The organism is Polaromonas sp., assembly GCF_013817205.1.
GTDB lineage: Bacteria > Pseudomonadota > Gammaproteobacteria > Burkholderiales > Burkholderiaceae_C > Polaromonas.
Genome location: NZ_JACDDD010000036.1, coordinates 16650 through 36065 on the forward strand (window position 1 = coordinate 16650; position 19416 = coordinate 36065).

At 63.3% G+C, this 19416-nt stretch carries 22 protein-coding genes and 1 pseudogene; 12 read left to right on the forward strand and 11 right to left on the reverse strand.

Translation table 11 applies throughout. The annotated features are described in order from the left end of the window. Window positions 1-4: 4 nt before the first annotated feature. Complete coding sequence (locus H0W47_RS10175; protein ID WP_296923908.1) at window positions 5-1618, reverse strand: efflux RND transporter periplasmic adaptor subunit; 1614 nt, start codon at window positions 1616-1618, stop codon at window positions 5-7. A gap of 349 nt (window positions 1619-1967) precedes the next feature. Between H0W47_RS10175 and H0W47_RS10180 the strand changes: the two genes are divergently transcribed. Further along, window positions 1968-2468, forward strand: coding sequence for a GNAT family N-acetyltransferase (locus H0W47_RS10180; protein WP_296923910.1), 501 nt, complete (start codon window positions 1968-1970; stop codon window positions 2466-2468). A gap of 348 nt (window positions 2469-2816) precedes the next feature. On the opposite strand, the gene H0W47_RS10185 is transcribed toward H0W47_RS10180, so the two are convergent. The 8 genes from H0W47_RS10185 to H0W47_RS10220 form a co-directional block, all read right to left on the reverse strand. Beyond that, the gene (locus H0W47_RS10185; protein ID WP_296923912.1) at window positions 2817-3284 is read right to left on the reverse strand and encodes a helix-turn-helix domain-containing protein; all 468 of its coding nucleotides are present in this window, start codon (window positions 3282-3284) and stop codon (window positions 2817-2819) included. Between the two features lie 556 nt (window positions 3285-3840). Then, on the reverse strand, window positions 3841-4029 hold the full coding sequence (locus tag H0W47_RS10190; RefSeq protein ID WP_296923948.1) for a hypothetical protein: 189 nt from the start codon (window positions 4027-4029) through the stop codon (window positions 3841-3843). 28 nt (window positions 4030-4057) lie between these two features. Next, entirely contained in the window at window positions 4058-4792 is a 735-nt protein-coding gene (locus H0W47_RS10195) for an MIP/aquaporin family protein (protein WP_296923914.1), read from the reverse strand. Continuing rightward, window positions 4777-5655, reverse strand: coding sequence for a sterol desaturase family protein (locus tag H0W47_RS10200; RefSeq protein ID WP_296923916.1), 879 nt, complete (start codon window positions 5653-5655; stop codon window positions 4777-4779). Before H0W47_RS10200 ends, H0W47_RS10195 begins: the two co-directional genes overlap by 16 nt. Window positions 5656-5680: 25 nt before the next feature. Continuing rightward, on the reverse strand, window positions 5681-6184 hold the full coding sequence (locus tag H0W47_RS10205; RefSeq protein WP_296923918.1) for an arsenate reductase ArsC: 504 nt from the start codon (window positions 6182-6184) through the stop codon (window positions 5681-5683). A 10-nt stretch (window positions 6185-6194) separates the two neighbouring features. Next, window positions 6195-6665 carry an ArsI/CadI family heavy metal resistance metalloenzyme gene (locus H0W47_RS10210; RefSeq protein ID WP_296923919.1) on the reverse strand — a complete coding sequence of 157 codons (471 nt, stop codon included), beginning with the start codon at window positions 6663-6665 and terminating at the stop codon, window positions 6195-6197. Then, the gene (locus tag H0W47_RS10215) at window positions 6662-8020 is read right to left on the reverse strand and encodes a hypothetical protein (protein ID WP_296923921.1); all 1359 of its coding nucleotides are present in this window, start codon (window positions 8018-8020) and stop codon (window positions 6662-6664) included. The genes H0W47_RS10210 and H0W47_RS10215 overlap by 4 nt, the downstream gene beginning before the upstream one ends. Before the next feature lie 12 nt (window positions 8021-8032). Further along, the gene (locus tag H0W47_RS10220; protein ID WP_296923923.1) at window positions 8033-8374 is read right to left on the reverse strand and encodes a helix-turn-helix transcriptional regulator; all 342 of its coding nucleotides are present in this window, start codon (window positions 8372-8374) and stop codon (window positions 8033-8035) included. Between the two features lie 52 nt (window positions 8375-8426). On the opposite strand from H0W47_RS10220, the gene arsC reads away from it, so the two are divergent. The 4 genes and pseudogenes from arsC to H0W47_RS10240 all read left to right on the forward strand — a co-directional run. Then, on the forward strand, window positions 8427-8858 hold the full coding sequence (gene arsC / locus H0W47_RS10225; protein ID WP_296923925.1) for an arsenate reductase (glutaredoxin): 432 nt from the start codon (window positions 8427-8429) through the stop codon (window positions 8856-8858). Next, window positions 8827-9561: an arsenical resistance protein ArsH gene (arsH, locus tag H0W47_RS10230; protein WP_296923927.1), complete on the forward strand. Its 735-nt coding sequence runs from the start codon at window positions 8827-8829 to the stop codon at window positions 9559-9561. The genes arsC and arsH overlap by 32 nt, the downstream gene beginning before the upstream one ends. Before the next feature lie 691 nt (window positions 9562-10252). Further along, entirely contained in the window at window positions 10253-10660 is a 408-nt protein-coding gene (locus H0W47_RS10235) for an RNA-binding protein (RefSeq protein ID WP_296923929.1), read from the forward strand. Between the two features lie 338 nt (window positions 10661-10998). Next, window positions 10999-11247: pseudogene (locus H0W47_RS10240) on the forward strand (SulP family inorganic anion transporter); the annotation flags it as partial. 320 nt (window positions 11248-11567) lie between these two features. Here the strand turns inward: H0W47_RS10240 and H0W47_RS10245 are convergent. Further along, entirely contained in the window at window positions 11568-12116 is a 549-nt protein-coding gene (locus tag H0W47_RS10245; RefSeq protein ID WP_296923931.1) for a peroxiredoxin-like family protein, read from the reverse strand. A 96-nt stretch (window positions 12117-12212) separates the two neighbouring features. Between H0W47_RS10245 and H0W47_RS10250 the strand changes: the two genes are divergently transcribed. Then, window positions 12213-13046, forward strand: a complete 834-nt coding sequence (locus H0W47_RS10250) for a cupin domain-containing protein (protein ID WP_296923933.1) — start codon at window positions 12213-12215, stop codon at window positions 13044-13046. 92 nt (window positions 13047-13138) lie between these two features. On the opposite strand, the gene H0W47_RS10255 is transcribed toward H0W47_RS10250, so the two are convergent. Then, entirely contained in the window at window positions 13139-13321 is a 183-nt protein-coding gene (locus H0W47_RS10255; RefSeq protein ID WP_296923950.1) for a hypothetical protein, read from the reverse strand. Here H0W47_RS10255 and H0W47_RS10260 point away from each other — a divergent pair. The 6 genes from H0W47_RS10260 (at window position 13320) to H0W47_RS10285 (ending at window position 19415) form a co-directional block, all read left to right on the forward strand. Beyond that, window positions 13320-13757 carry a YeeE/YedE family protein gene (locus H0W47_RS10260; protein WP_296923935.1) on the forward strand — a complete coding sequence of 146 codons (438 nt, stop codon included), beginning with the start codon at window positions 13320-13322 and terminating at the stop codon, window positions 13755-13757. The two genes, H0W47_RS10255 and H0W47_RS10260, sit on opposite strands and share 2 nt — an antisense overlap. Before the next feature lie 11 nt (window positions 13758-13768). Then, window positions 13769-14203 (forward strand): DUF6691 family protein, encoded by a 435-nt coding sequence (locus tag H0W47_RS10265; RefSeq protein ID WP_296923937.1) that lies wholly within the window; start codon window positions 13769-13771, stop codon window positions 14201-14203. 369 nt (window positions 14204-14572) lie between these two features. Beyond that, entirely contained in the window at window positions 14573-16519 is a 1947-nt protein-coding gene (locus H0W47_RS10270) for a PhoX family phosphatase (RefSeq protein ID WP_296923939.1), read from the forward strand. Window positions 16520-16601: 82 nt separating this feature from the next. Continuing rightward, the gene (locus H0W47_RS10275; RefSeq protein ID WP_296923941.1) at window positions 16602-17465 is read left to right on the forward strand and encodes a GNAT family N-acyltransferase; all 864 of its coding nucleotides are present in this window, start codon (window positions 16602-16604) and stop codon (window positions 17463-17465) included. Beyond that, window positions 17465-18328 carry a UDP-2,3-diacylglucosamine diphosphatase gene (locus H0W47_RS10280; RefSeq protein ID WP_296923944.1) on the forward strand — a complete coding sequence of 288 codons (864 nt, stop codon included), beginning with the start codon at window positions 17465-17467 and terminating at the stop codon, window positions 18326-18328. The genes H0W47_RS10275 and H0W47_RS10280 overlap by 1 nt, the downstream gene beginning before the upstream one ends. A gap of 7 nt (window positions 18329-18335) precedes the next feature. Further along, window positions 18336-19415, forward strand: coding sequence for a glycosyltransferase family 1 protein (locus H0W47_RS10285; RefSeq protein ID WP_296923946.1), 1080 nt, complete (start codon window positions 18336-18338; stop codon window positions 19413-19415). Window position 19416: the final 1 nt, after the last annotated feature.

Genomic DNA, 19416 nt, shown 5'->3' on the forward strand with positions numbered 1-19416 from the left:
CCCGTCACTGCGCCGGCGGCGCGCCGCCTTCGCGTCGCCGCTCCCTCATCCTCTGCCAGCGTTCGAGGGCGGCAGGGTCGCCCTGCTTGAGCTTCTCCACCATGGACTGGCGGCGTGCCAGCGCCTCCGGGTCGTCCTTGACCTGGTCAAGGAAGCGCTGCAATTGCTCTGCGGTCGGCGCTGCTGCGGCAGGTGCTGGCGCCGCGGAAGGCGCGGCAGTGGCGGCAGGGGCAGGGGCAGGGGCAGGGGCAGGGGCAGGGCTTGATGCAGCCGACCGCGCGGCTGGAGAAGCGGGGGCTGCCGACGCCCCACCTGGTGGCGCCGGTACGCCGACATCGCTGCTGCGCGGCGCCGAGGCTGCGCCCTGCGGCCTGCGGCCCTGGCGTCCCGCACCGCCTGCGCCCGGCGCATCGCCAGGCAGCACCACACGCGCACCATCCTTGAGGCGGTCGGCGCCCTCAGTGATCACGCGCTCGCCGGCTTTCAGGCCCGACGCGATGACCACCTTGTCCACGGTGGCCTGCCCGCGCTTGACCGGCCGCAGGCTGACGGTGCGGTCAGCGCCGTTGAGCACATACACATAGTCGCCGGTTGTGCCCAGGCGCAGCGCCGTCACCGGCACCACCACCGCGTTTTCAATCGTGCGCACCTCGACCCGCACGTTGACGAACTGGCTGGGAAACAGCGCAAGATTGCTGTTGGCAAAACGTGCCTTGGCCTTGATGGTGCCCGTGGTGGTGTCGACCAGATTGTCGAGAGAGGCGAACACGCCGGTATCCAGCACGCCGCTACGGGTGCGGTCCAGCGCCGTGACCTTCATCGGGGCGCCGGATGCCGCCAACTGCTGCAACTCGCCGACCTGGTCCTGCGGGATCGCAAACACCACATCGATGGGCGTGACCTGGGTGATCAACGCAATGCCATTGGCATCGCTGGGGCTGACCACATTGCCGATGTCCACAGCGCGCAGGCCGACGCGGCCGCTGACCGGCGCCACCACGCGGGTGTAGCCGAGGTTCAGGCGTGCCGTACCTTCGTTGGCCCGGTTGATCACCACCGTGCCCTCCAGCTGCTTGACCAGCGCGGCCTGCGAGTCGACCTCCTGGCGGGCAATCGAGTCCTGACTGAGCAGGGTCTGGAAGCGCTGCAGCGTCACGCGTGCGCTGTTGAGTTGGGCTTCATCGCGCTGGCGCTGGCCTGCGGCTTGCTGCAAAGCCAGCTCAAACTGGCGCGGGTCGATGGTGGCCAGCAACTCGCCGGCCTTGACCATCTGGCCTTCCTTGAACAGCACCTTCTGCATCACGCCGCTGACCTGCGGACGCACCCGCACGCTAGCCTGCGGCGTCACCGTGCCGAGCGCGTCCAGCACGATGGGGATGCTGGCTTGCTCGGCCGTGGCCACACCGACGGTGGTGGCCGGCGCGCGGCGGCCGCCGGGGCCCGGTGCGCCCGGTCCGGCGCTGGTCTCGGCAGCAGGACGCGTGTAGTGCCAGGCCAGCCAGCCCAGCCCCGCCAGAGCCAACAGCGCGATCAGGCTGCCGATCAGCCTGGTGCGACGGCTGATGGGTTTGCGGGGCTGGGTCGGGCCGGCGGGCGGGGCGTCAAATTCTGGATCCATCAGCTGTCCTTGGTGCCGCTGCTCATCGGCATTTATTGTTGTGGTCGGGAGATTGCCGCTGCGCGCCGGCTTGTGCCGCCCGGAGGTGCTGCTCCCTGTCAAGAATTATCACTGCAAGCTTTCTGCGGCAGGTGTAGCGGTTGACAGCCAAGGGTAAACCTCTGGTAAAGCGATGGCTCCGGGGCGCACTACGCTGCGTGCGTTCAATGGAAATGGTGATTTGCTATCAATATGATAGCTATTGGAGCAAGACCGGCGTGGGCTGGAGCACGATTTGATGCATAAAAGACGAAGCACGACCGGGGTGGCCCGTAAAATCGCCGCTTCCCAGCTACGCCCATGGACAGCCGTGACCCAAGCTCCCACCGAACTCAAGATCTGCCGTGCCGACTACCAGCGCGGCGAACACGCGAGCGCACTTGTCGATTTGCTCGACGCCTATGCGCGCGACCCGGCCGGCGGCGGCCGCCCGCTCAGCGACTTTGCCAAAAGCCACCTTGCGCGGGAACTGGCCGCGCGGCCGCAGGCTTTCAGCGTGCTGGCTTTCGACGGCGCGCAGCCGGTCGGGCTGGTCAACTGCATCGAGGGTTTCTCTACTTTCGCCTGCCGGCCGCTGGTTAATGTGCACGACGTGGTGGTGCTGGCCAGCCACCGCGGCCGCCGCGTCGGTGAACTGATGCTGGCTGAGGTCGAAGCCATCGCGCGTGAACGCGGCGCCTGCAAACTCACGCTGGAGGTGCTGCAGGGCAATACGCCCGCCATCAAACTGTATGAACGCATCGGCTTTGCCGGCTACCAGTTGGCCCCGGCGCTGGGGAATGCGCAGTTTTTGCAGAAGTGGCTGGGCTGAAAGCCGGTGTCCGAGGTGTGTACGGCCGCAGGCTGCCTGAACAGGGTCCTGGGGATCAACCAGACGTACGCCACCCTGCCGGACAGCTCCACCAGCGCCCAGGCCAGCAAAGGAAGCAAGACGAAGTTGCGCAGTAGCGCAGCCCCTGCGAATCGCCGGTCACGCAGGGCATCCGAACACGCCTCAGGGGTATTTGCACGAAGGTGGCAAACAGCAGCGCTGCCAGGGCGGGCCACAACAATGCTTACAGTGCCGGTCCCAGGCCCGGCCACGCGGTTCCCGTCGCTAGGCCCAGCGTGATGGCGCTCAGGTAGACCCAGACCTTATGACGTTTGAGCGTGAGGCGGCTCACGAACAACAGCCAGCTGCCGGGGTCGCAGCGGGCATGCTTTGGCGAAGGTCGGTCAGGATGCAGCAGTCAGGGGCAGGGCCGCCGGCACAGCCTTCGTCGCAGGCCTGTACATAACGCGTCAGGCTTTGCTCGAGGCGGCGCAACTCGGCCATCTTGGAACGCACAGCGGTCAGATGCACCTGGGCAATCGAGCGTGCCTCCACGCAGTCGCGCCCGGGACTGCTTGACAGCGCGACCAGCTCGCGGGTCTCTTCGATGGAAAAGCCCAGGTCACGGCAATGGCGGATGAGGATCAGCACGTCCTGCACCGAGTCAGGGTAGACACGGTGACCGCTGTCGCGGCGCATGGCAGGGGGTATCAACCCCACTTCTTCGTAGTATCGAAGTGCAGATACGGCGAAGCCGACCCGCTTGGCCAATGCGCCAATGGTCAGCAACTCTGGTGGGGGTTCCGTAGCGTTCACAGGTTTCTTCACAAAAGCCCTTGCATCTCAAGTAACTTGAGATCTTACAGTTGCTTCACGGGAATCAACCCGCATGACTTATGAGGCGAAGACAAGATGAAAAAACCTGTATTAGCGACCCTGGGATTGGCCGGTGCCTGCGTGGCCTGCTGCACTATTCCATTGGCCATCCCGCTGTTCGGGGGCGCGGCCGCGCTCGGGCTCACTTCCTGGCTGGGCGTGAACGCCGGGATCAGCCTGGAGTTGCTGGTGCTCGTGGTGATGGCGTCCATTGCCGCGGCGGTTTGGGGCGCCTTGGTGTGGACACGCCGTAGACGGGCCAGGCAATGTGGCGCTGACGCACCCGGTGGAAGTACATGTGCTGTGGGCCCGGACGCCTCGGGATGCGGTTGCGCCACGCGTTAGGGACCATGGCTTGATGCCGGCCAGTGAGATCAGATTTCTCGATGGCCTGTCGCGGAAGAAGAGTCATGCAGCGCCATCAACGCTGCAAAGGCCAGGGCGCCAGCGCCTGCGCAAAACGAGCTGGCACCATCAGCTGGCCCTGGCGCGCGCCCTAGTCCTTGACGCCGAACGGCATCAGCGGCAAGGCTACCACCAAGTGCAATCCGGCCCAGACCGCACCCCGCACGCCGCGTGCCAGCCCCATTCGAGCTCCAGCCAGGCCGACAGCGGCCAGTCCGGCGGCAAAGATGAAGCTGTCGGCGGCCAGGCTGGTGACGGTGACGCTGCGGTGCGCCTTCATGGGCGGTAGGGGCGGGCAGCGATGATGTTCAACCCGTGCCGAAATCGGTGGCCGTGGGACCCAGCGCGCGGCTCAGCAGCACGCCCACCACCGCGCCGACGGCTTCAGCGATCACAAAACCGCCCGCGCTGCTGGGCGCGATGCCCGCAAAACTGTCAGAGAACATGCGGCCCAGCACCGCAGCCGGGTTGGCAAACGAGGTGCTGGCGGTGAACCAGTAGGCCGCGCCAATATAACAAGCCACCAGCGCCGCCGCCTTGCCGGGCGGCGCGCGCAGGATGACCAGAATCAGCCCAGCGGTGGCAACGGCCTCAGCCAGCCACTGACCCCAGCCGCTGAAGTTGCCGCCGGCCGTCCAGCCGCCGCGTAGTTTGCTGCTCAGTTGCAGAATGTTCAGGTCAAACATGGCGTGCGCCAGCCAAGCACCGGCGACTGCGCCCAGCAGTTGAGTTGCTATGAAAAAAAGAGCAGTCTGCGCACGTCCATCAAGGGCGTAGGGCGTTCTTGACCATACGACCAGGGTCACCAACGGGTTGAAGTGCGCGCCGCTGACCGGCCCCAGTAGCTCAATCAGCACGTACAGTGCAAACACTGTCACCAGGGTGTTGGCCAGCAGCGCCACACCGGTGTTGCCGCCCGAGAGCTGCTCGGCCATGATGCCCGAGCCAATGACGGCGCAGAGCAGGGCGGCGGTGCCCAGAAATTCAGCGAACAGACGTTGCGCCAGCGGCGGCGTGACGGCCGTGCTTATGCCTTGCAGCAAGCCGGGCCAAACATCGACAGCACCTGCGCCCAGTAGGGCCGGCGCGCGGGGTATTTGCTGGCGGCAAACAGTCCGATGGACGCAGGCCCTGTGTTTCCGCGCGGATAGTGAAAGGTTCCAAACACCAGATCCCAGACCATCAAGGCGCTGCCGTAGTTGCTGTTGCCTTCTTCCGGCCGGGTTGAGTGGTGCCAGCGGTGCAGCTCATTGGTGCTGAAAACATAGTTGAGCCAGCCATGGCGCAGCGGGAGGTTGACGTGCTGCAGCATCTGCACTGGCTGGGTCAGCGCGATGTAGCCGAGCAGGACATCGGCAGGCACGCCCAGAAGCATCAAGGGCAGCATGCTCAAGCTGTGCTTCAGTGCGTATTCCAGCGGGTGAACGCGAAAGTTGTTGATGGAATACAGGCGTTCACTGCCATGGTGCAGGGCATGCAGCCACCACAGCGCCGTCTGGGTGTGGTGCCAGCGGTGAACCCAGTACTTGCCTAACTCGGCCAGCAGCGTCACCAGCAGTACCTGCACGAGAAAAGGCAAGGGAGCCGCGAACCAACCCGCGCCTGGCTCTATCCATCCATACAGGGCAATCACGGCCAGGGGTGACAGCCACTTCAGCAATGGCTGAACCACCCCGGCCAGCAAGCCAAAACTCAGCCAGTCGGTCAGCCGGTCGCCGCGCGGTGCATTCCAGGGGGCGTGATGCGGCATGTAACGCTCCAGCAACATGGCCAAGCCCAGCGCACCGAGGCTGCTGATAAGAATGGCCATTTCCAGATTGCCGCCGGTGTGTCGGGCATACAGAAAACTGCCAATGCTGATCAGCAATGCGGCGGGCAATAGACCTAGGGAGATGATGAATTTCATGGATAGAAAGTTGGGAAGGAATAAATCAGTTTGACGCTGCCAGCTCGCGCGCCGAACGTTCGACCATGGTGCGCTCCAGTTTCTCGGGCGGCAGGTTGACCAGCAGCTCGAGCCGGTGGCGAATCGCCAGCAGGGTCTGGCGGAAAGCTTCCTGCTTCTGAGCCACGTCACCCGGGGCCTCCGACGGATCGGGGTAGCCCCAATGCGCGGTGGCAGGCTGGCCGGGCCAGTAGGGGCAGACCTCGCCGGCGGCGTTGTCGCAGACGGTAATCACCAAATCCATCGCCGGGGCATCAGGCTCGCCGAACTCGTCCCAGCTTTTGCTGCGCAGGCCTTCGGTCGATATGCCGGCGTTAGTCAGCACCTTCAGGGCCAGCGGGTTGGGCTGCTGGTTCTCGCGCGGGCTGCTGCCGGCGGAGAAAGCCCGGAAGCGGCCCTTGCCGATGTGGTTGAGTGCGGCTTCAGCCAGGATGCTGCGGGCCGAGTTGTGGGTGCAGAGAAACAGGACGTTGATCACGCGGTCGGTCATTGCGGTTCTTTCAGCAGCAGACTTTGGCAGTGGGAGTTGCTACAGTATTTGTAGCTGCTGGCGCACAGCAGGCGGGGGCTGAGGCCCTATTTGATTCAGGTTTTTGCTCACTGAAGACCGGAATGCCGTCCAGCGTGTGGAACTGCTCCCAGGCCACGCCTTGCGGGTCGGTCAGCCAGTATTTGTCGCTGCGCGCATAGCAGCAGGTGGTTTCGCCGTCGTCCTGCAGTGCCAGGCCGGCGTCCCTGGCGTGGGCTCTCAGTTCGGCAAGCTCATCAGCGGTTTCGACCTGGATGCCCAAATGGTCCACACCGGTAGCGCTGCCGCGGGTCGAGATGGCAAAGTTGACCGGTGGGTCCTGCAGCATCCACTTCGCATAGTCGGCCTCGGTACGCGCGGGAGGCCGGTGAAACATGGCGGAATAAAACGCGATGTTTTTGCTGAGGTCTTCGACATGCATGTGGACATGAAAGCGTTTCATGAGGGGCTCCGGGTTGAGGTTGAACGGGCAGTGGATGGATGGCAGTCGGCACGCAAGGAATGGCTGGCGCCCGCGTCCAGCGTGATGGCGGGCACCACCACCACCGGCGAAAAACCACCCCCGGCGGTGCGGAAGTTGGTGGTCTGTCCGGTGTAGGTGCGTGCCGCCAGCAACTGCACCTGGCCGCGAAAGGTGTAGGCGCGGATGTCCAGCTTCAACCGTGTGGGCGCGCCATCGACATTGACCACCCGTTCACTGGGCGGCACCAGCGCCTGCGCGATAAACCCGCCGCCCAGGATGTCGGCCCACACGCCGCGCGTGAGCTTGTCTCCGCGGTAGGCGGCTTTGGCGCCGTAACCTGCCACCGGCTTGAAGAAAAGCTGGCGCCGTCGGGCCCAGAGCGTGTCTGCATGTTCGGCGCTGACGAGTTCGGTGTGTGGAACCACGGCTTGCAGGATGTGCCTGTCTTCTGCGGATACGCCCCATGACGCCAGCAGTACATCGTCACCCAGTGTGATGAGATTGCGTTTGTCGGCAAACAGCGCATGGGCACGCGGATGCGGCGTGACCACCGCCGCGCCGGTCACATAGGCGCGGCGCAAGGCCTGGTGGCTGGGCTCGGACAGGCTGAAATCGGTCAGGCGGTTGTAAACCAGATCGACTGTGGCACCCGGCAGCGCCGGGTGCCACAGTGCGCCGTCTTTCCACAACAGCTCACGCGCGTCGCCCACGGCAGCAGTGATGCCGTGCGCGATGAAGAGTTGCCGCGCCAGTGCGAATTCCGGCGCGAGGTATTGGGCTTGCGGCGCATCGTCGGTGATCAGCACGCTGCGCAGGGGCTGACTGCCGCGTTGAGCCTGCCACTCGGCGCGGAACATGTCCACAAAGGTCTGGTTGATATGCGTCAGGTGGCTGGAAGCATCCATCAGGCCTTGCAGGGGTTCGCAGCAGTCGCGGTGCGCGCGTGCCAGTGCGGCATTGAGCAACGCGCCGCCGGCGTTGGTATTGATCTCGATCAGGCGCGGGCCGTCGTCGCCCAGATGAAAGTCGTAACCCATGAAAACGCCTGCGGGGCCGAAGTCGTGACGGGCGATCTCTGGCGCATGGGCCAGCGCATGGTGTTGGTAGGCGGGGAGGGCGAGCACACGCTCGATGGCCGCAATCGCCTGGCCCACGGCGGCGCGCATGCCAGGGTCCACAAACACGGCGGTTTCAGAAAACAGGTGCGGGTGAGTGGTGGACAGCCCGTCCAGCATGCCCTGCAGGCAGGGCTCGGTTTCAAGCTGCTGGCGCAGGCGCTCGGGGCTCAGGGTGCGGCACAGGCACCCGAGGTTCAGGGTTTCGGCGAGGTTCACGCGGCTCCCCGGTCAGCAGGTGGCGCAGGCGGCGTCACCGGGTACTTCGCAAGCATCGCCCTGGCAACAGTGTTCGGTCATATAGGCGAGCAGGGCGTTCATCTGCCCAAAGTCGGCGCGGTAAATCAGGTTGCGCCCGCGCGGTTCGCTGCTGACCAGGCCGGAATGCGCCAGTTCTTTCAGGTGGAAAGACAGGGCGCTGGGCGCGACTTCCAGCCGCTCGGCAATCGCGCCCGGCGTCAGTCCGTCGGGCCCGGCCACCACCAGCGCGCGGAAGGTGCGCAGGCGTTGGGCCTGGGCCAGCGCCGCCAACGCGCGCACTGCCGAAACTTCGTCGAGGTTTTTTATTTTCATAATTCAAATATAATTGAATTATCGAAGTAAAACAAGCGAGCAAGAAAATTCAATGACCAATATCACGATTTACCACAACCCCCAGTGCGGCACCTCGCGCAACACGCTGGCGCTGATTCGCAACAGCGGGGCCGAGCCCGAAGTCATTGAGTACATCAAAACCCCGCCCGGGCGCGAGACCCTGCAGCAACTGATCACCGCCATGGGCGTGCCGGTGCGCGAGGTGATCCGGCAAAAGGGCACACCCTACGCCGAACTCCAGCTCGACAACCCGGCGCTGAGCGACGACCAGCTGCTGGACGCCATGCTGGCGCACCCTATCCTGATCAATCGCCCCATCGTCGTCACGCCGCTGGGCACGCGCCTGTGCCGTCCTTCTGAAGCCGTGCTGGACATCCTGCCGGCGCCGCAACTGGGCGCTTTTACCAAAGAAGACGGTGAACGGCTCATCAATGACAAAGGGGAACGTGTTGCCAGCAACTGATCTTCCCAACATCGATGCGGCGCTGTTCGTGCCGCCGTCAACCGCGGCCCTGCAGGCCTTGCGCCCCTCGGCGCATGCGCCGCGAATTCTGCTGCTCTATGGCTCGGTGCGCGAACGCTCCTACAGCCGCCTGCTCAGCGAGGAAGCCGCGCGCCTGCTGCAGGCCATGGGCGCAGAAACAAAAACCTTCGACCCGCGCGGCTTGCCGCTGCCCGACGACGCGCCCGGCACACACCCCAAGGTGCAGGAGTTGCGGCAACTCGCGCAGTGGGCCGAAGGCATGGTCTGGACCTCACCCGAGCGTCACGGCGCGATGACCGGCATCATGAAGTCGCAGATCGACTGGGTCCCACTCGCCGACGGCGCGGTGCGGCCGACCCAGGGCAAAACCCTCGCCGTGATGCAGGTCAGCGGCGGCTCGCAGTCTTTCAATGCCGTCAACCAACTGCGCGTGCTGGGCCGGTGGATGCGCATGCTCACAATTCCCAACCAGGCCTCGGTCGCCAAGGCCTTCCTGGAGTTCGATGAAGCCGGGCGCATGAAACCCTCGGCCTATTACGACCGCGTGGTGGACGTGATGGAAGAAATGGTCAAGTTCACCCTGCTCACACGCGATGTATCGCCTTACCTGGTGGACAGGTACAGCGAGCGCAAGGAAAGCGCCGAAGCGCTGTCGCAACGGGTGAATCAGCGGAGTATTTGAGTTTTGTGAATCAAATCTGGCTCTGGCCCCCGCCAAGTATGCGCATGCAGCTATTGAATTGATAGCGTGCCAGCGGGGCACAGTCCCGCGGAACCGGCCATACCTCTCCCCCAGAAAATCAGGAAAAGCTCGCGCGGCGGGCGACAGATGCTTGCGCGACGGGCAGCGCGCATAAATTTCCATGCCGGGCTGCGTCCGTTCCGAGAGCATCGGCCGCTGTCCAGGATCCGATGTCGACGAGCATGTGATTCTCTGACGAGGGGCTGGTTTCAACTGCGGGAGGTGAAACCATCCCGCGCAGCGGTCGCCGCGTGTCTTTCCGCACGGTGTTTTGCAGGAAAAAGGCTTGAAGTGAGGTGGGACAAGTTTGTGTCTCGAGAGTTTCACTTGGCGACGGTTGATCCGGGGTTCTGCCCTTTGGTTATGAGGCTGTATTGCTATTGAATTCATAGCAAAAATGTGAAATCAGGGATGCATTGATAGCGCCGGGGGCGGTCTGGCCGCGTTTATCTTGCCCTTTTTGTAGAAGTAATGTATTGCCAACGCATTTCCTGCAGCATAATCAGGGGGTGCGTGTCAATTCAGACCGCACGAGTCAGGTGATCGGTCAGTTTCGCGCGCTACGGCGGTTTGATTTGTTGTGCTTTCGGGACCCCATCGCTTTTGTTTTATGTATTTTTGAGGAGTCCCCATGGGCAATAAACTTTACGTCGGCAATCTGCCATACACGGTTCGTGACGAAGACCTGCAACAGTCCTTCGGCCAGTACGGCTCTGTCACCAGCGCCAAAGTCATGATGGAACGTGACACCGGTCGCTCCAAAGGTTTCGGCTTTGTCGAAATGGGCAACGATGCCGAAGCTCAAGCCGCAATCGCCGGCATGAACGGCCAGTCCCTGGGCGGCCGCAGCATCACCGTCAACGAAGCCCGTCCGATGGAGGCACGTCCTCCACGTAGCGGCGGTTACGGCGGCGGCGGCGGTGGTGGCGGCTACGGTGGTGGTGGCGGCGACCGTTCCGGTGGCGGCGGCTACGGCGGCGGCGGCGGTGACCGCGGCGGCTACGGCGGCGGCGGCGGTGGTGGACGCGGCGGCTACTAAGCCCTGCAACCCAGCCGTCTCGGCCCTGTGCTGAGACAAGCCAAAAAGGCTTCAGAACTTCGGTTCTGAAGCCTTTTTTGTTGGGCGTTTACCGGCTCTCGGGGAAGTGCTGTTGATTGCCACACTACGATGTTGCGATGCAGCAAGCCAGTCGCAAGGTCCACGGCCAACCAGGAAGCATCCCGGTGAGCACCTTGCCGCTCGGCCATTTCTGCTCGGTCACGCCGCCCTGAGCTGCCTTTTTCTGCCGCTCCCCGCGAGCACTTTGGCGCCAGCCGCCGTTCCCTGTTGATCCCCGCCTGCGCCAAGCAGGTGTTGTTACCGTTTCACCCATGTTATTGAAATCATCTTTCCGCCAGACTTGGTTTTCCAATGTCCGGGGCGACCTGCTTGCCGGGCTCGTCGTGGCGCTGGCGCTGATTCCCGAAGCCATTGCTTTTTCCATCATTGCCGGGGTCGATCCCAAGGTCGGGCTTTACGCCTCTTTCTGTATCGCCGCGGTTATTGCTTTCACCGGCGGGCGGCCGGGCATGATTTCGGCTGCTACCGGGGCAATGGCGCTGGTGATGGTCATCCTGGTCAAGGAGCAGCACGACGACCACTTTGCTGCGGACCAGTCTAGTGCCGGTGCTGGTGCTGCGGTGACGCGGGCCGGTTGTGCCGGCGCCTGGATTCATGGCTAAAACAGGCTGTAACCCATATGTAGCGGGCGCATACAGCTATTGAATCTGTAGCGCATGAAGTCCTGAAAACCGCTTCCGGCGTCACTGCTCTTTGGGCATGGTTCCGGACCCGCCGATCCAGTTAAAAGAAATGTGCATTCCAGCCGCGTCTGCTACAAATTCAATAGCAACCCACGCTGTCCCTTTGTCGGTTGCGCGGCTCTAACGCAGTCACACCCAGTTGATCAAACTGCTCCGGCGTACTCCCCGCGCGCGGGGTAGTCTTTGGCAATCGCGAAATCGATGGCACCCAGCAACTCCTGAAACGGTGGGCGGGCAAAGGGCATGGTTTGTACCGCGCCGTAGTACAAGGTGCCGTCCGCGCGCACGATGAAGACACCGGGTTCACTGAACAGAGCTGGCTCTTCAATGCCAATCGACGTTTTGCCGCGCGACTCGCTGATGTACAGCCCCCACTCGCGGGCGCTGCGCAGACTCAGGCCCCAGCCAAACTGAAGCGCGTTGGCGCTCACCTTGGTTGCCATTTGCTGGGCGCGGTCAGCGTCATCGCTGCTCACCGCAACCACCCGCACCCCACGGGTGGCAAATTCCGGAGCCAGTCGCTCCAGCTCCAGCAGGTATTTCGCGCAAATCGGGCAATGCAGGCCACGGTAGAACACCACCATGTCGAACTTCTCACCCGGCTGGGCACCCAAAACGAAGCGACCTCCGTTGGTGAGCTGCACGTTGAGTGCGGGCACGGGGTAGCGAGGCATCAAAGCGGATTGGCGCATGGTTTTTCCTGCAAGGTGATTGTGGTTGATTGAAGTTTTGAATTTTGCAGTACTATTTGCAAACTTTAATTCAATTAATTTTGCAATTCATACAAGATGTCTAATCAGAACCGCCTAGCTCGCCTGGATCGCCTGTCGGCGTTGTTGCACGGGCTGGCGCCAAGGTCGCAACTCACAAGGCCCCAACACGGTCAGACCAGCATCAACTTTGACGCCAGTGCAGAAGCCTTGCTACGGATCCATGTATTCGATGGGCCGATGCAAATCACTGCGCTGGGGCGCACTACCCATACCCAGACCCCAGCGTTTTGGATCTGTCGTGCCGACACAGCTCACACCTTGGCTGCGACCGGCGCAAATGCACTTGTCAGCGTAGTTTCGGCCAACGTGTTTCTGGACGGCCCGGTTGCCCCGGTGTTGCTGGCGGAGTTTGCGCACCCCAGGCTGGTGGCTTTGGATTCCGCCGATGACTTGCTTGCCAACGTGCTGGCACTGGTTCGCGCTGAAACCGCGGCGCCTCGGTGCGGCCAACCTGCGCTGCTGGATCACGCGGCTGACATGTTGTTCATCGGTTTGCTGCGGCATTTGGTGGCGCAGCCCCAGGCGCATAGCGGCCTGTTTGCCGGCCTGTCGGACCCGCGCATTGCCGCAGCGCTTGTGGCCATGCACGAGTTTCCTGGACACCCCTGGTCTCTGGAGGCGCTCGCAAAGCACGCGGGCATGTCCCGCACGGCGTTTGCTGTGGGGTTCAAGAGCAGCCTGAACCGCACGCCGGGTAAATACCTCAGCGGCTTGCGGCTGCACATCGCGCGACGCGAGGTGGAGGCGGGGGCGGGGCTGAAGGCTGCGGCGCGTGCAGCGGGGTATGGCAATGTGTCGGCGCTGTCGAGGGCGCTGGGAAAAAACAAGCCGATGCTTGTAACTGAGTAGCACACAGCCTGCTCCCAAATCGCACCTGAGGCTCGATTGGCTGACAGCTTGTCCAGTGTTGATGGATTGATGAGCAGCTCGCAGTCACTCGTTCAGGGTGCATTCAGGGGGATCTTCAGGTAGGCCACGCCGTTGGCCTCTGTCGGCGGCAAGTCGCCAGCCCGGATGTTGAGTTGCTTGGCATCGTGCAACCGACCTTGTCGTAGCAGCTCACTGTGCTGTGTGATAAAGGTGTTGTATGAACAGTTTTGTGTCAGTGAAAGAGAGTAAATCATGACGATTGATTGGGTCAATTTCACGCCCTGGGCATCCTTGTCCGGTGGCATCCTGCTGGGCGTCGCCTCGGCGCTCTTCATCCTGGTCAATGGCCGGGTTCTGGGCATCAGCGGCATCCTGGGCGGCCTGTTGCCACCGAAAGTGGGTGACACCGGCTGGCGCATCGCCTTCCTGATGGGCATGCTGGCCGCGCCGCTGGTCTACGGACTGCTGGCGCCTGAGGGCTTTATAAAAGCGCCGCGCATCGACGCCGGCTTTGCCACCATCGCCGCCGCCGGGCTGCTGGTGGGCCTGGGCACACGCTACGGCTCGGGTTGCACCAGCGGGCACGGTGTGTGCGGGCTCTCGCGCCTGTCGCCCCGGTCGCTGGTTGCCACGCTGGCCTTCATGGGCGCGGGCTTTGCCATGGTTTTTGTGCTTCGCCACGTTTTGTAAGGAGCACACACATGCACCGCATCACCGAATTTTTTGTGGGGCTGCTGTTCGGCCTGGGGCTGTTGCTCTCAGTGATGACCGACCCGGGCAAGGTCCTCGGCTTTCTGGACCTGTTCGGCACCTGGGACCCCTCGCTGGCTTTCGTTATGGGTGGAGCCATTGCTGTGGGCTTCTTCGCCTTTGCCTTGGCCCGACAACGCACCACGACTGTTCTGGGCGGCGCCTTGCACTTGCCCAAATCGGACCAGATCGACAAGCGCCTTGTGCTCGGAGGCCTGAGCTTCGGCGCGGGCTGGGGCTTGGCCGGGTTTTGCCCCGGTCCGGGCCTCGTCTCCATGGCTTCAGGCGAAATCAAGGCCGCGCTGTTTGTGGCGGCCATGATCGTCGGCATGGTGATCTTCGAAATCGCCGAGCGCACCGTCGGGCGACGGGGCATCAGAGCCTGACATGGTGCCGCTGAAGGCGCTTCCCTTTTTTCGAACAGTCTCGGTCGCAAGGCAGATCTCGCCGGCCGACCTGTGCGGGATTGTGCGCGCCGGCTGAGTTCAGCATCGGGGGTCACCCGCCCGGTGCTCTTGATCACGCATGCAGCCAGCGCGCCTTGTCGGTGTCGCGGTGTGATGCTGGCCCGCTTGAGGTGCATCGATGATCAAATTGGCCTCCAGCCCTTGTCCAGAAAGCGTGAATAGCTATGAATTCAGTAGCAATTTGTGCAGCGTGGCGCTTGTCACCAAACCGCCATCAAACCGACATCAACCCGTCACCCCCCGAATCCAGAATCACGCCATCAATCAAAACACGATGGGAAGTGATTCATGGGTCAAGGGTTTGGCAAGGCTTGGGAGCCGGAAGATGGCGTCAACACGGCGGGCAATCCGTCCATCCACGAGGTAGACGGCGGGCGCCGCCACGTGTTGCGCTGCACCTCGGCGGCTGTGGCGCTGCTGATGGGCTCACACACCCTGACCGGCCACGCGGCCACGGCCGCCAAAGGCAAGCCGCTGGCTTTCACCAGCGTACCGCCGTCTCGCGCAGACGCGCTGGTGGTGCCGCCCGAGTATGAAGCGCAGGTGCTGTACCGCTGGGGCGACGTCACTGGTATTGCTGGTGCAGCAGTACCGGATTTCAGGGCTGACGCGTCGAACAGCACCGGCGACCAGTTGCTGCAGGCCGGCATGCACCACGACGGCATGGAGTTTTTCCCGCTCGACAAAAACCCGCGCCACGGTCTGCTGGCCATCAACCACGAATACACCGACGACGGCCTGCTGCACAGCGACGGCATGAAGACCTGGACCGCCGACAAGGTGCGCAAGTCGCAGGCGGCGCACGGCGTGAGCATCATTGAGGTGGCAGAGAGCGGCGGCGTCTGGCGTGTGATGCCTAACTCGCGTTATGCACGCCGCATCACCGGCAACACACCGATGGTTTTTGGCGGGCCGGCCGCCGGCCATGCGCTGCTGAAGACTGCAGCCGACCCGGAAGGCAAGCGCCCGCTGGGCACGCTGAACAACTGCGCGGCCGGCCAGACGCCTTGGGGCACCTTCCTGACCTGCGAGGAAAACTGGAACGGATATTTTTCTGCGCAGGACAAGCCAAACCCCGAGGAGGCGCGTTACGGCTTGCGTGCCAAAGGTTTCGGTTACCGCTGGCATGAGTTCGACGAGCGTTTTGACGCCGTGAGAAACCCAAATGAGCCGAACCGCTTCGGCTGGGTGGTCGAGATCGATCCGCAGGACCCGACACAAACCCCGATCAAGCGCACAGCGCTGGGCCGCCTCAAGCACGAAGGGGCGACCACGACGCTCAGCCGTGACGGCCGCGCCGTGGTTTACATGGGTGACGACGAGCGTTTTGAATACGTTTACAAGTTTGTCAGCCGCGACAAAGTCAAGCCCGGCGGCATGCGCGCCAACCGCGAGCTGCTGGACCATGGCACGCTGTACGTGGCGCGTTTCGACGCCCAGGGTTATGGCCGCTGGTTGCCGCTGGTTCACGGCGAGGGCGGCCTCAACGCTGCAGCCGGCTTCGCCGACCAGGCTGAGGTGGTGGTCAAGTGCCGCCAGGCGGCCGATACCGTCGGCGCGACCAAAATGGACAGGCCCGAGTGGGTGGCAGTGCACCCGAACACCGGCGAGGTCTTCCTGACGCTGACCAACAACAGCGCACGTGGTCAGGACGGCCGTTTGGCGGATGTCGCCAACCCGCGCAACGACAACATCATGGGTCACATCATCCGCTGGCGCGAAGGCAAGGGGCAGGGCGGTACGGACTCGTTTGACGGCGACGCGAGTGCTACCGAGTTCCGCTGGATGCACTTTGCGCTGGCAGGCGATCCGAACGCTGACAAGGCCGAATATCGCGGCACGATCAAGGGCGACATCTACGGCAGCCCCGACGGACTGCAGTTCGACGCCGGCGGTCTGCTCTGGATACAGACCGATATCTCGACCTCGGTCATGCACAAGGGTGCCTACAAGGATATAGGCAACAACATGATGTTGTGCGCCGACCCCGCGACCGGCGAGACCAAACGTTTCCTGACCGGACCGCCCGGCTGCGAGGTCACCGGCGTGAGCTTCACGCCGGACCGTCGCGCGGTGTTCATCAACATCCAGCATCCCGGCGAAACCGCCAGCGAACGCGGCGACCCGGCCCGCCCGAAAGCGGTGAGCCACTGGCCCGACGGACCCGCAGGCGGCCGGCCGCGCTCGGCCACCGTCGTGATCCGCCGCAAGGATGGCGGCACGGTTGGTACCTGACATGACACGAGAAGCCCCGACCCCGGGGCTTTTTTACAGCGTTTCCGTTTTGTTGTTTGCGAATTGACATCAAGGAGTCACCATGAAAGAACTACCCAATCCCACCTTCGCCCTGTCACCGGTGGCCCCGCCGCATTTTTCACGGGGGTTACTTCATCAAAGCTCTCATGCACCCCTTCCAGCCGCTGTTCAAGGGCCTGCCCTGGGGAAAATCCAGGTCGGCTGGGCCAGGCACCAGGACGAGGTGCGGCAGGCACAGCGACTGAGGTACGACGTCTTCGCGACGGAGATGGGGGCGACGCTGTCCGGCGCATTGCCAGGCCATGACATCGACATCTTCGACGACTTCTGCGAACACCTGCTGGTGCGTGACGAAGCCAGCCAGGAGGTCATCGGCACCTATCGCGTGTTGACACCGGCACAGGCCAAACGCGCCGGCAGCACCTACAGCGATACCGAGTTTGACCTGACACGCCTGCGCTTTCTGCGCCCGCGCATGGTTGAATTGGGACGCAGTTGCGTGCACGCCGGGCACCGTCACGGCGGCGTGATTCTGGCGCTGTGGGGGGCACTGGCCGAGTTCATGGCGCGCAACCAGCTCGATACCATGATCGGCTGCGCCAGCATCCCGATGCAGCACACCGGCCATCCGGAGTACGGCAGCGGGCATGCTGCTGCCAGCATCTGGCGTCAGGTCCGGCAGACCCATCTGGCATCTATCGAGTACCACGTGACACCACGCCTTGCGCTGCCGGTGGATCGCCTGGATGATTCGCTGGACGTCGAGCCACCGGCACTGATCAAGGGTTACCTGCGCCTTGGTGCCAAGGTGCTGGGTGCACCGGCCTGGGACCCGGACTTCAACTCGGCCGACCTGCCCATGATGATGCGCATTGCCGACTTGCCCGCGCGTTACCGCAAGCATTTTTCCGCCTCGGTGGCCTGATGCGTTCGCTTTTCGACAAGCTCGGCCCGCTGAATCATGGTCACATGCCCGATGAGGCGGATGATCATGACGAGCTGACGCTGCGCAAGCGTTACCGCTGCATCTTCATCTCCGACCTGCACCTGGGCACACCCGGATGCCAGGCTGCTGCACTGCTGGATTTTTTGAAGGCTCACCCCAGCGACTATCTCTACCTGGTCGGCGATATTGTCGACGGCTGGCAGTTGCGCCGCAAATGGTACTGGCCGCAGTCGCACAATGATGTGGTGCAAAAGCTGCTCAAGCGCGCACGCAAGGGCTGCCGTGTGATTTATGTGCCGGGCAACCATGACGAATTTGCACGACAGTTCATTGGCCACCAGTTCGGCGGCATCGAGGTGCTGGACGAAGCGGTACACGTCACAGCCGATGGCCGGCAGCTGTGGGTGGTGCATGGCGACTATTTCGATGCGGTGGTGCAGTGCGCCAAGTGGCTGGCGTATGTGGGCGACAACCTGTATGAGTTCACGCTCAAGCTGAACCGCCACCTGAACAGCCTGCGCGCGCGTCTGGGTCTGCCTTACTGGTCGCTGTCGGCCTACCTCAAGCAAAAGGTCAAGAGCGCGTTGAATTACGTGACCGACTTCGAGGAAGCGGTTGCCACCGAAGCGCGGCGACGTGGCCATCAGGGCGTGGTCTGTGGCCACATCCATCGTGCTGAGATGCGCGAGATCAATGGCACGCTCTACTGCAACGACGGCGACTGGGTGGAAAGCCGCACGGCGCTGGTCGAGCTCTACGACGGCACGCTGGAACTGTTGCACTGGGCGCCGTCCCATGAAACCCAGGGCCGGGGGCATATTGCCGCCACGGTCACCGCCTGAGGCCATGATGAAAATTGCCCTGATCACCGACGCATGGAAACCGCAGATCAACGGCGTGGTCACCACGCTGGTCGAGTTGGTGCTGGAACTCGAAAAACTCGGCCACCAAGTCGAGGTGATCCACCCCGGTCTGTTCAAAACCAGGCCCTGTCCGGGATATGCCGGCATCGACCTGGCGATCCGACCCAAAGCGCTGCTGGCGCAGAAGCTGGACGCGCTGCAGCCCGATGCCATCCACGTCGCGACCGAAGGGCCGCTGGGCTGGGCCGCACGCGGCTACTGCGTACGGCGCGGCCTGCGTTTCACCACGGCGTTTCACACCAAGTTTCCGGAAATCCTCAACGCCGCTCTGAAAATCCCGCTGTCCTGGGGTTATGCGCTGTTCCGCCACTTCCACAAGGCCTCGGCTGGCGTGATGGTGCCCACCGATGGTGTGCTGCGCATGCTGCACCAGCGAGGTTTTCACCAGCTGCGCAGCTGGACGCATGGCGTGGACACCCGCTTGTTTGCCTTCCAACCACAGCCGCGCCTGTACCCGCCACTGGGTAGCTTGGTGCGACCTGTCAGCCTGTTTGTTGGCCGCGTGTCCTACGAAAAGAACATCGCCGCCCTTCTCGACCTCGACATCCCGGGGACCAAACTGGTTTGCGGCGTCGGCCCCCTGGAAGCGTCGCTGAAGCAGCGTTACCCGCAAGTGCGCTGGCTGGGCGTGTTGCCCCGGCACGAGCTGGCCAGGGTCTACGCTGCGGCCGATGTGTTTGTGCTTCCAAGCAAATCGGAGACTTTTGGGCTGGTGATGCTGGAAGCCATGGCCACTGGCACGCCGGTAGCGGCCTACCCGGTGGACGGGCCTCTGGAAGTGCTGGGTGCGCAGAAGGGGCATTTTCTGGGTGGGGTTTTGCATGCGGACCTGCGCCAGGCCTGCCTGGCCGCGCTGGCGGTGCCGCGGCAAGAGGCGCGCGCTCGTTCCCTGGCGTTCAACTGGGTGCATGCCGCAAGGCTGTTTGAGGGGCATCTGGTCGCCGCCCGATACAGCGCCGGAAGCCAGCAGGGGGCGGGCGATGCCCTGACCGGTCAGGGCTTATGAC

Bases quoted from the DNA above. Each gene is read 5' to 3' on its own strand.
- H0W47_RS10280 (WP_296923944.1), top strand. From the start codon at position 17,465: ATGCGTTCGCTTTTCGACAAGCTCGGCCCGCTGAATCATGGTCACATG.
- H0W47_RS10205 (WP_296923918.1), bottom strand. From the start codon at position 6,184: ATGACCGACCGCGTGATCAACGTCCTGTTTCTCTGCACCCACAACTCG.
- H0W47_RS10190 (WP_296923948.1), bottom strand. From the start codon at position 4,029: ATGAAGGCGCACCGCAGCGTCACCGTCACCAGCCTGGCCGCCGACAGC.
- arsC (WP_296923925.1), top strand. From the start codon at position 8,427: ATGACCAATATCACGATTTACCACAACCCCCAGTGCGGCACCTCGCGC.
- H0W47_RS10210 (WP_296923919.1), bottom strand. From the start codon at position 6,665: ATGAAACGCTTTCATGTCCACATGCATGTCGAAGACCTCAGCAAAAAC.
- H0W47_RS10285 (WP_296923946.1), top strand. From the start codon at position 18,336: ATGAAAATTGCCCTGATCACCGACGCATGGAAACCGCAGATCAACGGC.
- H0W47_RS10265 (WP_296923937.1), top strand. From the start codon at position 13,769: ATGCACCGCATCACCGAATTTTTTGTGGGGCTGCTGTTCGGCCTGGGG.
- H0W47_RS10275 (WP_296923941.1), top strand. From the start codon at position 16,602: ATGAAAGAACTACCCAATCCCACCTTCGCCCTGTCACCGGTGGCCCCG.
- H0W47_RS10200 (WP_296923916.1), bottom strand. From the start codon at position 5,655: ATGAAATTCATCATCTCCCTAGGTCTATTGCCCGCCGCATTGCTGATC.
- H0W47_RS10250 (WP_296923933.1), top strand. From the start codon at position 12,213: ATGTCTAATCAGAACCGCCTAGCTCGCCTGGATCGCCTGTCGGCGTTG.
- H0W47_RS10220 (WP_296923923.1), bottom strand. From the start codon at position 8,374: ATGAAAATAAAAAACCTCGACGAAGTTTCGGCAGTGCGCGCGTTGGCG.
- H0W47_RS10260 (WP_296923935.1), top strand. From the start codon at position 13,320: ATGACGATTGATTGGGTCAATTTCACGCCCTGGGCATCCTTGTCCGGT.
- arsH (WP_296923927.1), top strand. From the start codon at position 8,827: ATGACAAAGGGGAACGTGTTGCCAGCAACTGATCTTCCCAACATCGAT.
- H0W47_RS10175 (WP_296923908.1), bottom strand. From the start codon at position 1,618: ATGGATCCAGAATTTGACGCCCCGCCCGCCGGCCCGACCCAGCCCCGC.
- H0W47_RS10245 (WP_296923931.1), bottom strand. From the start codon at position 12,116: ATGCGCCAATCCGCTTTGATGCCTCGCTACCCCGTGCCCGCACTCAAC.
- H0W47_RS10255 (WP_296923950.1), bottom strand. From the start codon at position 13,321: ATGATTTACTCTCTTTCACTGACACAAAACTGTTCATACAACACCTTT.
- H0W47_RS10270 (WP_296923939.1), top strand. From the start codon at position 14,573: ATGGGTCAAGGGTTTGGCAAGGCTTGGGAGCCGGAAGATGGCGTCAAC.
- H0W47_RS10235 (WP_296923929.1), top strand. From the start codon at position 10,253: ATGGGCAATAAACTTTACGTCGGCAATCTGCCATACACGGTTCGTGAC.